Below are 14488 nucleotides of genomic sequence, written 5' to 3' on the forward strand. Positions count from 1 at the left end.
TATTCCAAATCAGAGGAGATGCACGATAAAGTGATAGGGACTTTCATCGAACGGGAATACTATTCTTTATAGGACAATCTAACCATTGGAGTCACGACCTAGGCGCTGACATATTCATTGAAGCGATATGTCGGACCAGCCATCAATGATCTATAAGTAATGTCCCCATTACCAACTGATAACTGTCGATTATGAGGATGATAGTAGTTAATTTCTAGCTTGGTTTGTGTGACCGAGCTGATAAAGCCCCAATTATCATTAATCTCATAACGGTATTTCAGGTTGAGACCTCTTGGATCCTTATCCAGATCCTTCATATTTGGTTCACTTCCCTCAATTTGTGCCTTTATATCGGTTTGGGCGTAGCCTAATGAAATGGTGTGTTTACCACTTGCATGCGCTGTCAATGAAGAAATAGATAACCCAGCAACGATCGCTGAAGTCAATAGAGCTTTTTTCATTATAAGTATCTCTTTGTTGTATAAATCGCATAGAAATATACTTAAATTTCGAAAAAATACAACGTAAAATATAACCCATAAAAATAATTCATATAAAATAATCACAATTTATTATTATCTTTTACACCGCATGTTATGATGATATTTTTATAATATTGCTGACTGAATTTTACGAATTGAGACACAAATAATCCCCAATTGATGGTATATTTACTTTTAATTTTCCATATGGCAAAGCCAGACTCTTTTTGAATATAAAATTCGCTTTAATTTCTTAAATTATCTCTAAAATAGGTGTTTTTCCTAATCCATTCACACACCAAAAGAAACTTAACTCCGTCACACATAATAATAAATTATAAGATAGATGTATTAAATAATGATTGAATTAAAAACAAAACATTAGAAAAAAAGTTTGATTGCTATCATTTGGTTTGAAATAATGTGCTCCGCAAACGCAGGACTGACATTAACTGTAATACGGTAAAAAAACATTTATCATTATACGCAATATCACTATTTTCAAAAAAAATACCACTGTCAGATCCAACATATCATCCTCCAACAACGCCCAAATATTAAATTAAAATAGACGTCAAATTAATTATTACACCCAACCTAAGAATAAAAAATTAATTAATAAATTTTAATTAATAATCCTTTGTAGCTGTTACTGAAGAATGAGTACTGATATGCAAAACTTACCTCACGTCAAAGCACTGTGTGCTATCACACATCCTTACCGTGCTTGTACCGAATATGATGCACTATTTAATAACGCCATGTGTGAACTGACGCTATATCACTGCGCACATACCCCTGGTTACAAGCAATGGCTGTCAGATCATGGCTTGGATAAACAAGCACTAATGGCACTGGATGATTGGTCAAATCTGCCTTTGCTATTTGCCAATTATTTCAAACGTAACCTAATACTCAGCGATAGTGCACACGATGCGCTGGAACTGACTTCCTCTGGAACCACCGGACAAAAAAGCCGTATGCGCTATGATGCTGTAAGTATTGCGGCTGCCCAGCATATGGTGGACTGTATTTTTGACTATTATGGCTGGAATACTCCTAATCAACTCTGTAACTACCTGCTGCTTAGCTACGAACCCGCTGGTGCCGTCACACTGGGTACAGCCTACACCGATCAATTCCTGTGTAAATATGCTCCGGTAAATCGGGCTTATTATGCTTTGCGCCATAACGGACAAGGTAATGAATTCGATCCTTTCGGTACTATTACAGCACTCCAGCAATTCGCTCAGGAAGGATTGCCAGTTCGGATTTTCGGTTTTCCTGCCTTTTTGTGGTTCACCCTGCAAAGGATGGAGAAGATGGGGCTGCCAGCACTAGAATTACATCCTGAATCGCTGGTTTTCCTCGGTGGGGGCTGGAAAACACATGCCGATCAATCCATTCCTAAAAAAGAACTGTACCAACGGATAACCGAGCAATTGGGTATCCCAGATATTCGCTGCCGCGATGGTTATGGTTCCGTTGAACACCCAGTCCCTTATGTTGAATGTTCTCACCATAATTTTCATGTTCCGGTCTATGCCCGTGCTTATGTACGCCACACCCAAAATTTAACCTGCCAACCCTATGGGGAACCAGGATTTCTGCATCTTACATCACCTTATATCACTTCCTGCCCAGCCCATAGCATCGTTACAAGTGATCTGGCTGTACTGCATTACGGTGAAAGCTGTGGTTGTGAACTTGAAACAGATTGGTTTGAACTGCTTGGCCGCGCTGGCACTAGCAAAAGCCGTAGTTGTGCGATTGCCGCTTCAGAATTGATTAAGAGATATTGATATGTCTTCCGTAAATACCGTTTCCGTAAAAATGATGAATAATCCGATGTCTTCAGAGCAATTGGCAGGGCAAGAAATCGCGAAATTGCATGAGTGTTTACCTGATCTGTTGGCACACCCCCATACTTCTGAGCAGGTACTTGATTGCGCACAACGCTTTGCCGAATATCTTGCCAATCTGGGTGAACACCCATTGTTTGATGCCCAAACCCGAGAATCACTTAGCGCTTTTTGCCAACGTGAAGCCCTGGAAGCCAAACTGGAGCGGGAACTTGGGCAAAACCCTTTTTCACTGCGTCGATTCGATTATAACCAGAACCGATACGAGACCTGGAAGCCATTAGGCTTGGTCGTCCATATTACACCTTCCAATGCTGAACTTCTGCCCTTTATGGCCGTAATAGAGAGTTTGCTGGTGGGTAATATTAACTGGTTACGTCCAAGCAGCAGCGATAACGGGTTTAGTGCACAACTGCTGGCAGAATTTTTGGCTCATGATATTTCAGGTGATTTAGCTGCTCGGGTAGCAGTCTTACCGTTGCCAGTGACACAATTGACTGAGCTGTTCAGCCAGGCTGATGCGGTTTCTGCTTGGGGAAACGATTCTTCCCTGACATCCATTCGTGCTCAACTCCCCGCAGGTTGCCGCTGGATAGATTGGGGGCACCGTATCAGTATTGCCTGGTTAAGCCCTGATGCCGCCGATGATACCCAATTGGATGCATTAGCTGATGACATCTGTCGTTATGACCAACAAGCCTGTTCCAGCCCACAATGTTTGCTGGTCGATAGCGATGATCCTGAAGTTTTACAACATATTGGACAACGCATGGCAGCCGCGCTGCAACGCCGTACCGGACTACATCCAGCCCTGACCCCTGATATTCAGGAATCCGCTGAAATTACGACTCAAACGGCTTTCCAACAACTCGATTTTGCGTTTACACAGGTACGCGGTGAAATATGGCAAGCCGACGACTGGCGAGTGATATGGCGACACGAAGAAGAATTAGCAGCGTCTCCTTTGTTCCGTACATTGCAGATACGCCCTGCTCCACGTCAGCATCTGTGCGCTATTTTGCTGCCCTGGCGTAACTATCTGCAAAGCTGTGCGTTGATTACCCACCAAGAGCATATTACCGAAATAAGTCATGCCCTGTTTGCTGCAGGTGTCAACCGTATCACGCCGGCGGGACAGATGCATGACGGCTATCATGGTGAACCACACGATGGAGTCTACGCACTATCACGCCTTACCAAGCGAGTATCTGTCAGCCTTGCGCCTGATTTAATGGCAGGTTGCGCCCATCTTGATGTACCTCCACCACGTCCAAGCGGATTAGAAAATCTGCCAGTCATGAATAAGGCAGATTTTCAGGCGCTGGTTCCTAATGATAAGGCTCGTCTGTTTTTTCGCAGTGGCGGTAGTAGTGGTACGCCTAAGCTGGCGGCTTATAGCTACCATGATTACCACAGGCAGATGCTGGCCGCAGCCGATGGCGTATTCGCCTCAGGGCTTGAACCTGCAACCGATCGCGTCATGAACCTGTTGTATGGCGGGAAGTTGTACGGTGGCATGATGAGCTTCTTCACCATTCTGGATAAATTGGGAGTGACACAATATCCAATGGGTGGCCCTACTGATAATGACTTTAGGGAAATCGCTGATTTTATCGTACATCAACGCATTAATACGCTGGTAGGTATGCCAAGCACGATGCATCGGCTATTTCTAAATGAAGAAACCAAACTACGTCAATATGGCGGCATTCGTAAGCTATTACTGGGTGGCGAACACCTCAATATAAACCAGCGAAATTTCCTGACCAATTTTGGCGTTACCCTGATACGTTCAACAATTTACGGTTCAGTCGACGCTGGGCCAATGGGTCATGCGTGCGCAGCCGGCGAGGATGGTATTTTCCATTTAATGGCTGATACTCAATGGCTGGAAATTCTCAATATAGAGAATGATCAACCCGTGGCAAAGGGTGAAACGGGTCGTCTGGTATTCACTTCCCGCCACCGTGAGGCACAACCCGTCCAACGCTACGATTTAGGGGATCTCGGTTGCTGGATTAATCAACCTTGTTCTTGTGGTCTGACTTCACCACGTTTCCGACTTAAAGAGCGCCATGGTTCCCTGTTACGGGTAGGCAGTATTTTTTTCAATCTGGCTAATTTGTCTGAACAATTGGCATTACCCGTGCAATGGGTAATCGACCATAACAGTGATGGTATCGATAGCATTCAGCTATTGGTTGATCATGCCGATCTCCTCACTGTGCGCCAAAACTTATTGAAAGACCCCAAAATTGCCGAAGTTGTTGAAGGAAACCTGCTGAACTTAGACGTTATTTCCACTTCAAGTGCAGAGTTTCACCGCAATGAACATAGTGGAAAAACACCATTATTCATCGACTTGCGTAAATATTAATTGAGTAAAATTAAGATGATGACCAAAACGACATTGACTGATTTGCTCCATCATGCACGCGAGCATTCAGCTTATTACCGAGAACTCTATAAATCCATTCCCAATAATTGGGTTTTGGAAGATTTACCACTCGTGGAACCCAGTCATTACTGGGCACATTCAACTAATTTACCAACATGGCCGGTGCTGACTGCACCACTGGAAGGCGGTCATGTGTTTAAAACAGGTGGCTCAACCAGCGATGGACGGTTGTCGGTTTTCAGTCAGCAAGAGTGGAAAGCATTTATTAATTCCTTTGGCCAAGGCATTGCCCGCCAATTAAAAACCGGGGATCGGGTGGCTAACCTGTTTTTTGCTGGCGATCTTTATACCAGCTTTATATTTATCCACGGCGCATTATCGAATGCACCAATCCCTATATTGGAATTTCCTTTCACCTGTAAGGTGGAAGATGAATTGCTGATTAACAATATCCGCCTTCACAATATCAATGTTCTGGCAGGTGTACCTGTGCAGTTAATCCGCCTGGCTCACTATTTGAAAGAAATGGGGCAAACATTACCGATGGTGGAGACCATTCTCTATGGTGGAGAAAGTTTGTTTGATCCACAGGTCGCTATCATACAACAAGTTTTTCCTCACGCCCGTTTAGGTTCAATCGGTTGTGCCAGTGTTGATGCCGGTTTGATTGGCTTTGCTGATCCCGACTGCAAACAGGGAGAGCATCGCGTATTTTCTGACGACACGATTATCGAAATCGTCGATGAAATAACTCATCGGCCCATTACTGTGCCAGGGAAACGTGGTTTATTAGTTGTCACTAACCTGCAACGACAACTTATGCCTGTGATCCGCTATCCTACTGGTGATATGGCTTGCTGGTGCGAGCCAGAACAACCAGGCCGTAAATTCGCTCTGCAAGGACGTGCTAATCAAGGTTATCGTGTACGATTTGGCACTCTGTCATTATTCCCTGACGATTTAGCGACACAACTATCACAACAAACAGAGCTTTTGGCCTGGCAATTGGAGCTAAGTCAGAAGGCAGGGCAAGATCAGCTCCGATTGTTGGTAGCAAGCCTGCAACCTGTAGATATCGACAGAATACGCCATCGGGTTATGGCCGCCTTTCCGGGTCTGGAAGAGGCTTGCATACATCAAAATATACTGGAGATCGTGCAAACTAATATCGATAGCATGTCTACGCACCCACGATCAGGAAAATTGCAGCGAGTTGTGGATCTACGTCGTTATAACTAAGGTTGAATCGATGACTATCTTCCAATCCGCCATTCAGATCCGCAGCTATCAGCCAGGGGATGATAAAAAGATCAGCCAACTATTCCGTGAGGTTTACGGTGATTCATATGTCTATCCTGATATCTATCTACCAAAGCTTATCAATGAGCACCAAACTACAGGGCAATGGTACTCCGCCTTGGCATTCCACCAAGGTTTGCTTATTGGTCATGCTTCTCTGGTTAAAGATACGGTACAGAAAAGTCAGGCAGAGTTGGCGCTGATTGCTGTGTATCCTGATTTTCAAGGTTATGGTGTGGCTAAGTCTCTGGGCAGTTATTTATGCGGCTATGCGAAAGAGCAAGGTTATAATTTATTGACGATGAAACAGGTATGCTCACACCCTAAAAGCCAGTACATCGCCCAAAATTTGGGTTTCTATTCTACGGCGCTGATGCTGGATTATGTTGATTCGCCATTTGGTTTGCCAGAACCCGAAAGTATTGTGCAGGGCATTTTGCCATTTAAATCATTGCCATTACCTAAACTGAACTGGCCCCAACCTTGGCAAGGCTGGGTCGCCCAAGTCAGTCAATATGTTGGTGAATCACCCCTAAATGCACCATTAATGTATCGGCGTTCCATGATCTCTGAGCCATTTAGCATTAAAAAATCCGGTCGACGTTTGGAAATCACACTATACGAGGTTCATGCTGACTTTTTATCGGAGATCATCGATCTTCCTTCTGGACAGTTAATCTATTTGAAACTGCCTGCATGTGAAGAAGCTCTGGGGTTATGCTCATTGCTGAAAAAAGGCGGATTTCGATTCGCCGGGCTTTGCCCGGACACGCATGATGGGTGGTTTTTACTGTGGCTACGAGGCTACCAATTAACACCCTATCAATTTCATGATATGGGCACTCAACATCTCTATCAGATGGAATTGGGGGTGAGCTGACATCACAACTAACATCACAACACGAATCTTAAGCAATACCTCAAATTTGCTTAAAAAAACACTTTACAAATGATATTGAGAACGATTATCATTCTTAGCACTTTCAGTGCACCACCTTCAGGGTCCATGTGAAAGTACGACATTGCTCACATTGCTTCCAGTGTTTACTTTATAGGCCAACTTTATGTTGGCTTTTTTTTTACCCTGATATTGTCTTATTTTTATTCAAAAATTTTGAATATTTAGATTAAATTTCCCGTCTTTTCTATTTCACTCCTTCAACTAGACTACAAAAAAAATTTGAGGGATTTTGCAATGATCTACTTACGCCAAGCTTCAGAACGGGGTCATGCCAATCACGGCTGGCTGGACAGTTGGCATACTTTTTCATTCGCCAACTATTATGATGCAAATTTCATGGGATTTTCTGCTCTCAGGGTTATTAACGAGGATGTGATTGATGCTGGACAGGGATTCGGCATGCATCCTCACAATGATATGGAAATATTGACTTATGTGCTGTCTGGAACGGTGGAGCATCAAGACAGTATGGAGAACAAAGGGAGAGTGTCTGCGGGAGAATTCCAGATTATGAGTGCAGGAACGGGTATCCGTCACTCAGAATATAACCCACAGCATGATAGCCAACTGCATCTTTACCAGATCTGGATCATACCGGAAAAAACAGGACTCACTCCTCGTTATGAACAACACCACTTTGATACGACCGAAAGTCGCCAATTAATTCTTTCTCCTGATGCCCGTGCTGGTTCCCTAAAAGTTTTTCAGGATATGACATTATGGCGTTGGGCATTAAGAAATGGTGAAAATGGTGAATATGACATGGAAAAAGCACGCAACATCTGGATTCAGGTTGTTCGTGGTGAAGTAATGATCAATGGAATTCGGGCTACCACCAGCGATGGTGTTGCTATTTGGGATGAGTCCCAACTTCGGCTAACTGCAAATCAAGAAAGTGAAATCCTACTGTTTGATTTACCATCCAACTGATGTTGAGTACCGAAAAAGAACTCTACCCAACCGAATAGAGTTCTTTCATTGAAAACTTAAATTACATTACAGCTTAGGGCCAACTTTCACCAATGCAGCACCCGCAGCGGTGTCAGTATATTTATCAAAGTTATTGATAAAACGTTGGGCCAGATCTTTTGCCTTCACATCCCATTCAGATTTATCGGCATAGGTATTGCGTGGGTCCAAAATGTTGGTATCTACGCCCGGCAATGTCGTTGGTACGGCCAGATCAAAAATCGGCAGTTGAATGGTATCCGCCTCTTCAATGTCACCATTAAGAATCGCATCAATAATCGCACGGGTATCTTTGATGGAAATACGTTTACCCGTGCCATTCCAACCTGTATTGACCAGATAGGCTTTCGCACCCGATAATTGCATACGTTTAACCAGGACTTCCGCATATTGCGTCGGATGCAGTGACAGGAATGCCGCCCCAAAGCAAGCAGAGAAAGTTGGTGTAGGTTCCGTCACACCACGTTCAGTTCCTGCCAATTTTGCCGTGAAGCCAGACAGGAAATGATATTGGGTTTGTTCTGGAGTTAAGCGGGAAACCGGAGGCAGTACACCGAAAGCATCTGCGGTCAGGAAAATAACCTTGGTCGCATGCCCTGCTTTTGAGATCGGTTTAACGATATTTTCAATATGGTAAATCGGATAAGAAGCACGGGTATTTTCTGTTTTAGAACCATCATTGAAATCAACCGTACCATCCGCCAGTACAGTGACGTTTTCCAACAGGGCATCACGGCGAATGGCGTGATAGATATCCGGCTCAGCCTCTTTGGACAAATTGATAGTTTTCGCGTAGCAACCACCTTCAAAGTTAAACACGCCATCATCGTCCCAGCCATGTTCATCATCACCGATTAACTTACGTTTCGGATCAGTGGAAAGTGTGGTTTTCCCTGTTCCAGAAAGACCGAAGAAAATAGCGACATCTCCCGCTTCACCCACGTTGGCGGAACAGTGCATAGAGGCAATACCTTTTAGTGGTAACAGGTAGTTCATCATCGAGAACATCCCTTTTTTCATTTCACCACCGTACCAAGTACCACCGATTAACTGCATACGCTCTGTCAGGTTAAAAGCAACAAAGTTTTCAGAATTCAGCCCCTGCTCTTTCCATTGAGGGTTGGTGCATTTAGCTCCGTTCATCACAATAAAATCAGGTGTGAAGCCAACTAATTCTTCGTCTGACGGGCGGATAAACATATTTTTCACAAAATGTGCCTGCCACGCCACTTCAGTAATAAAACGCACTTTCAAACGCGTATCCGCATTGGCTCCGCAAAAAGCATCAACCACAAACAAACGTTTGCCTGAAAGCTGCTGAGTAACCAAACCTTTTAGATGAGACCAGGTTTCCTGACTGAGCGGTTTATTGTCGTTCTTTCCTTTGCCCTGATCAGCCCACCATACGGTGTCGCGGGTAATATCATCGCGGACAATATATTTATCTTTCGGAGAGCGCCCCGTGAAAATACCTGTATCTACCGCGACAGCACCAAGGTTAGTCAATGTGCCGCGCTCATACCCTTTTAACGAGGGTTGAGTTTCTTCAGAGAATAACAGTTCATAACTTGGGTTATAAACAATTTCACTAACACCGTGAATACCATAAACCGCAAGTTCCTGCTCAGTAATGCCTGTAACGCTCATTTGTTGCTCCTGGTCGGTTATACTTTATCTCTGTGGGGGATAATAAATAATTATGACTAATTAACAGCGATTGTTATCAAAAAATTGAAATCACATTACTTTTTTTAAGTTTATATGAGACACAGGGCACGGAATGGCAGAATTATTCGTATAAAAAAGGGCGTGTATAACGCCCTATAAGAGTTCATTGCTAATCAGTGCAACCGCTCTTTTTTGCAGCCTTTATTTCGTTGATATCTTTCTCGTCGAAAACATAGTGCATGCCACAAAATTCACATTGCATGTCGATTTTGCCATCGTTGTGCAAAATTTCCTGAAGATCAGCTTCTGATAACGTCACCAGCGTATCAGCACAACGTTGCTGGGAGCAGGTGCAACGGAATTCCACTTGCTGAGGTTCATATAGCGTGACATCTTCTTCATGATAAAGGCGATGCAAAATCTCTTTCGCATCCAGCGTAAACAGCTCTTCTCCCTTAATGGTTGCAGTCAGTTGCACCAAATGGTCAAGCATATCTTCGCTGCCTTCTTGTGCCCCAGGCAAGATTTGCAATAACATGCCACCTGCTGCTATTTTTCCATCCTGCATACCAGTACGGATAAACAGGCGAGTTGGCAACTGCTCTGACTGTTTGAAGTACGCATCCAGACACTCTGCCAATGTATTGCCTTCCAGTGCCACAACGCCTTGATAACGCTCACCTTCTGTTGGTGTCACAGTGATGACCATATAACCATTACCGACCATATCACGCAGGCTACTTGCGGCATTCACTTCACCATCAATACGGGCCGTACCACGCATCTGTTGCAGGTTGTTACCATTAATTACCGCCAGTTTGACCGGCCCATCCCCCTGTATCTGTACCGTGATATCGCCATTGAATTTTAAGGTGGCTGTCAACAGGCTGGTTGCGACCAACAATTCACCCAATAGCTGCTGTACCGGTTGGGGGAAATGATGATTCTCAAGCATCCGTTGGTAAGTTTCACTAACGGAAACAAGTTCCCCTCTGACAGAATGGCTTTCAAATAAAAAGCGGTGTAATTGGTCATACTTGGTCATAAATCTCTCTCATTTCACTGAGACGGTTGTACTCTTCGTCTTTCAAGTTGCCTATTTTTATTGGATACAGCTTAAAATCGATTAAGTATCTCCCGACTCATTTAATTTTGCGTTCTTGAATTTTATCAGTGTACGCCGTTCTTTTTTGTCTGGACGGCGATCGGGATGTGGCATCGTGAGTGCATTCATTTTACGAGCCAATGCCATTTTTTCCCTATTGATAATACTTTTTGCCGTTTCCTGATAAAGCTGCTGGGCTTCGGTAGCACTCCGTCTGTGACTGCACAATGCCAAGACGATCACCGTTTTTTCATCATTTCCCTGACGCAGTTTAATCTCTGCATTCAATTCAACCAACTTACTCGGCTTACTCCGTTGCCCATTATAATGAACTTTTCCCCCTTCAATCATTTCACGCGCAATGGAACGGGTTTTATAAAAACGACCAGCCCACAGCCATTTATCAAGGCGAACAGCCTGATCAGTGTCTGAATTCTGCATGGATATTTCTCTTATTAAAACAGCTATCGTAGTACTGGGTGATATGTTGGAGACGCCGCCGGTTTTTCTGCTTTTTCTTGATAATCAATATGACGTTGATGATCAACGTTACCAACAAGATCATCAGTAGCAAACAACCTCCCAGATAACGAATAATCGACGTGGAATCCGGTTCACGGTGCAACACGATATGACGAGTCCCGTTGGGATCTTCTGACAATTTTGTCACAATTCCCTCCGTTTCAAATGGTGTCTTCATCAACAGCTCTAAAAGCCCCTGTAATTCCCGCCATCGATCTAAAGCTGAGTGTTCGTATATGTATTGTGTCCGCATCGGGTATTCAACTAAGGTTTTCCCCTCATCACTCAGCAATAAAACGCCTCCCGGAGATGGACTGTTTATAAGAATGACCATTTTATCGATCTCCCGATAGATAAATGATGCGGTAGTGGAATCAACCAGTTTTTCCAACGCATCGGCACTGATAGAACGCAACAATACCTTAGTTCCGTCCAGCTTGCCGCTTTCAGCGGCTTTTAACAGTTTGTCCCAACTTTTGGCATTTCCCAAATTGACCAATGCATTTTTCAAACGGCCACAATCAGCATCGTTCTGGCACAACTTTTGTGTTTTCAAAATGATTTGTGAAAAATTGTCCAGCATGGTCATGCCAGATTTGGCAATGGCTGCGTTCAGGCTAGGATTACTTTTACGTTCAACTGGATGTAATTGCTCACCAACCGCTGTAATCAGTGCTGAAGCACTTTCGACAACTTCAGATTCCAGCATAGGTAATGGAATTTCACTATTCCAATAGATACCCACACAATCAAATGGTGCGAATATTGTAATATTCGCTTTGGGCATGATATTGGGGGGAACATAGCACATCCCAACACCTTTGACCTTTAATACATCCCCTTCCTTCAACGGCATATTTTGTAGCTCATGGAAGCTGGTAATGACCTTGGTATTACTGCCATATAACCAGGCAAAACTAAGCCGCATGGATAAGTTCACCGGTTGATAAAAGTAAAGCAACAGCATGACAAATACAGAGAAAGCCACCAACATCACATTCTTTCTACTACGCTGATAAGGATAGTGCTTCTCTTCTTCATGCAAAGAGAGATAGCACCCCTGCCGCACAACATCGCAGTTGGTGTAAATATCAATATCGGTATTCTGATCAAGATCATGGGAAATATAAGGCTCCCAATGTACGGGATAAACCAGATCAATACCGCCCAGAGAGATATTCTTTCTTTGCTCCGGCTCAAACTCGCTAAATATTCCCCATCGTTTCGGAATGCCATTGAAACAATGGATATTGGCTAATTTTCGACTAGAGGGCAATCGAAAATGTGACCAAAAACCGCCTAGAATAAACAAAAACGCCACCAGCATTAACCACGGCAACATCGGAATGGGCACAAAAAGAGCCACAAACCACAGTGATAAACCAACACACATCAGGACGCTTCCCTGAATGCCCGTTGATTTCCGCAAACGATATTCTTCTAATGTCTCCTTGCGGATATGCAGTAATTTAGCACTCGAATTACCATTTTTTTGAATGGAGGCATGTTCGGTTTTTACCGTTACTCTCGTGATGAACAGATCTTGCTGATAATCTTGCAAAAAGTGACCATTAACCGCGATGACAAGCGGTATTGATGAGGTTCGAACAATATCAATCGTATTCCGCTGTTTGATAAATGGCTCAAACAACACAGGCAAATGTATTTCTGTTTCACCAAGATAGTAGCGCCAATGGTGCTCCCCATCCGTTGCAGCAGAAAAACGGCTAATAGGATGCGTGATGGTATAAACATCATCATGTTTAACAGGGAGTACCGGATAATCAGCCCTGTGTCTACTATTCGGTTTCATCAGAAGACGGGCGTTTCGCAAGTAAGATTCTATGGCTTGGTATTCATCAGTATCCAGTTTACGGCTGGCAGTCTTAGCCATTGACTGTAGATAACACGCGTTACCAAGCCGCCTCCATCTGAAAATCAGAAAGGAAGCCATTATAATCAGGCTAATGATAAAAATAGCCAATATAATGACCAATGAGTTCATTTTTTCCCCATGCTCATAACAGCAGTACAGAGATCAGCAGAATAACAATCTCATGAAACACCCAAAATCAGGCTATTCCTATTCTTGTCTTCTATTTTTAATTTTATTTACAAAAGGTTATATAATTTTTCTCATACCTTTCCATAAATTAACGTCTTTTTTGCAAGAGTGAGTAAGATAGCAACAAAAATACATTCAAGCGATAATCGCTATCATTTACTAACATAATCCGCCATATTAAAGCAAAGCTTGAATGCGTAACCATTTCATCACAACACTTAAAAAATACAGTAATATTTAAGTTATTTGGCGCATTATTATTTTCAATTATCCGGTATATGACAACCATCAGGGGCAAGCATGATTGATCTAAAAAAACCTAAGATACTGAATATAAATGACGTTGCCCACTCACGCTTATTCAATATTCAATCTGTTGATCTTGAATTCAGTAATGGTGTAAAACGAGTTTATGAACGAATGAAACCGGCAAATCGTGAAGCAGTTCTAATTATTCCAGTTATCGGGGATGAATTAGTTCTGATTCACGAATATGCCGTTGGTATCGAACAATATGAATTAGGTTTTCCAAAAGGTGCCATTGATGCTGGCGAGAGTATTTTTGAAGCTGCCAATCGTGAATTGAAGGAAGAAATTGGTTTCGGCGCAGGAAAATTGGAACTGTTGACGAAATTGACGATGGCACCGTCCTATTTTTCCAGCAAGATGAATATCATGATTGCTCATGATCTTTATCCAGAATGTCTGAAAGGAGATGAACCCGAACCACTAGTGCAGAAACGCTGGCCAATCTCTGACATGATGTCACTATTGGAGCATCCCGATTTCAACGAAGCCAGAAATGTCAGCGCCCTATTTTTTGCTCAACGATACCTGCAAGCAAAAAAATAATGGGAAACATTAATTAATGCATTCCTTAAAAACGGGTATGCAATTGATATCCCAATACCAATTTTATACTCGTTTTAGGTGAAATACGGAGATAAAAAATAAACACCTAAATAGAGTAAGGTTTAATTTGATACATGTAATAATTTTAATGATATTTATGAAAAATAACTCAGTTTATTAAAAATAATAAATACACAAATTAACTACACCTTCAAAATTAATTCGCATCATCATAATCATCTTCCCCAGTAAATAACAAAAGGCCCCGCCAGTTCCCTGACAAAGCCTTTTTATTTCCGTTATTT

Annotated in this window: 11 protein-coding genes; 6 read left to right on the top strand and 5 right to left on the bottom strand. The window is 42.9% G+C overall.

Annotation, left to right across the window (positions count from 1 at the left end):
* Positions 1 to 98 precede the first annotated feature (98 nt).
* Complete coding sequence (locus Xets_RS05380; protein ID WP_187651284.1) at positions 99 to 461, bottom strand: Ail/Lom family outer membrane beta-barrel protein; 363 nt, start codon at positions 459 to 461, stop codon at positions 99 to 101.
* A 692-nt stretch (positions 462 to 1153) separates the two neighbouring features.
* Between Xets_RS05380 and Xets_RS05385 the strand changes: the two genes are divergently transcribed.
* The 5 genes from Xets_RS05385 (at position 1154) to Xets_RS05405 (ending at position 7932) form a co-directional block, all read left to right on the top strand.
* Positions 1154 to 2284: an acyl-protein synthase gene (locus tag Xets_RS05385; RefSeq protein ID WP_099131844.1), complete on the top strand. Its 1131-nt coding sequence runs from the start codon at positions 1154 to 1156 to the stop codon at positions 2282 to 2284.
* Between the two features lies 1 nt (position 2285).
* A complete protein-coding gene (locus Xets_RS05390) occupies positions 2286 to 4721 on the top strand; it encodes an acyl-CoA reductase (protein ID WP_187651285.1) in 2436 nt (811 codons plus the stop codon).
* Positions 4722 to 4736: 15 nt separating this feature from the next.
* Positions 4737 to 5981, top strand: coding sequence for a phenylacetate--CoA ligase family protein (locus Xets_RS05395; protein ID WP_099131846.1), 1245 nt, complete (start codon positions 4737 to 4739; stop codon positions 5979 to 5981).
* 10 nt (positions 5982 to 5991) lie between these two features.
* Positions 5992 to 6921, top strand: a complete 930-nt coding sequence (locus Xets_RS05400; RefSeq protein ID WP_099131847.1) for a GNAT family N-acetyltransferase — start codon at positions 5992 to 5994, stop codon at positions 6919 to 6921.
* Positions 6922 to 7236: 315 nt separating this feature from the next.
* Complete coding sequence (locus Xets_RS05405) at positions 7237 to 7932, top strand: pirin family protein (RefSeq protein WP_187651286.1); 696 nt, start codon at positions 7237 to 7239, stop codon at positions 7930 to 7932.
* A 66-nt stretch (positions 7933 to 7998) separates the two neighbouring features.
* Here Xets_RS05405 and pckA read toward each other — a convergent pair whose 3' ends face one another.
* The 4 genes from pckA to Xets_RS05425 all read right to left on the bottom strand — a co-directional run bounded on the left by pckA (position 7999) and on the right by Xets_RS05425 (position 13271).
* The gene (gene pckA / locus Xets_RS05410) at positions 7999 to 9618 is read right to left on the bottom strand and encodes a phosphoenolpyruvate carboxykinase (ATP) (protein ID WP_187651287.1); all 1620 of its coding nucleotides are present in this window, start codon (positions 9616 to 9618) and stop codon (positions 7999 to 8001) included.
* Positions 9619 to 9808: 190 nt separating this feature from the next.
* Positions 9809 to 10684, bottom strand: coding sequence for an Hsp33 family molecular chaperone HslO (gene hslO / locus Xets_RS05415; protein ID WP_099131850.1), 876 nt, complete (start codon positions 10682 to 10684; stop codon positions 9809 to 9811).
* A gap of 81 nt (positions 10685 to 10765) precedes the next feature.
* Positions 10766 to 11185 carry a ribosome-associated heat shock protein Hsp15 gene (gene hslR / locus Xets_RS05420; RefSeq protein WP_187651288.1) on the bottom strand — a complete coding sequence of 140 codons (420 nt, stop codon included), beginning with the start codon at positions 11183 to 11185 and terminating at the stop codon, positions 10766 to 10768.
* Positions 11166 to 13271 carry an IgaA/UmoB family intracellular growth attenuator gene (locus Xets_RS05425; RefSeq protein WP_187651289.1) on the bottom strand — a complete coding sequence of 702 codons (2106 nt, stop codon included), beginning with the start codon at positions 13269 to 13271 and terminating at the stop codon, positions 11166 to 11168. Before Xets_RS05425 ends, hslR begins: the two co-directional genes overlap by 20 nt.
* A 360-nt stretch (positions 13272 to 13631) precedes the next feature.
* Here Xets_RS05425 and nudE point away from each other — a divergent pair, with 360 nt between their 5' ends.
* On the top strand, positions 13632 to 14183 hold the full coding sequence (gene nudE / locus Xets_RS05430) for an ADP compounds hydrolase NudE (RefSeq protein WP_099131853.1): 552 nt from the start codon (positions 13632 to 13634) through the stop codon (positions 14181 to 14183).
* Positions 14184 to 14488: the final 305 nt, after the last annotated feature.

Origin of the sequence: Xenorhabdus sp. TS4 (assembly GCF_014467265.1) — a bacterium.
In the GTDB taxonomy this organism is placed as follows: domain Bacteria; phylum Pseudomonadota; class Gammaproteobacteria; order Enterobacterales; family Enterobacteriaceae; genus Xenorhabdus; species Xenorhabdus ehlersii.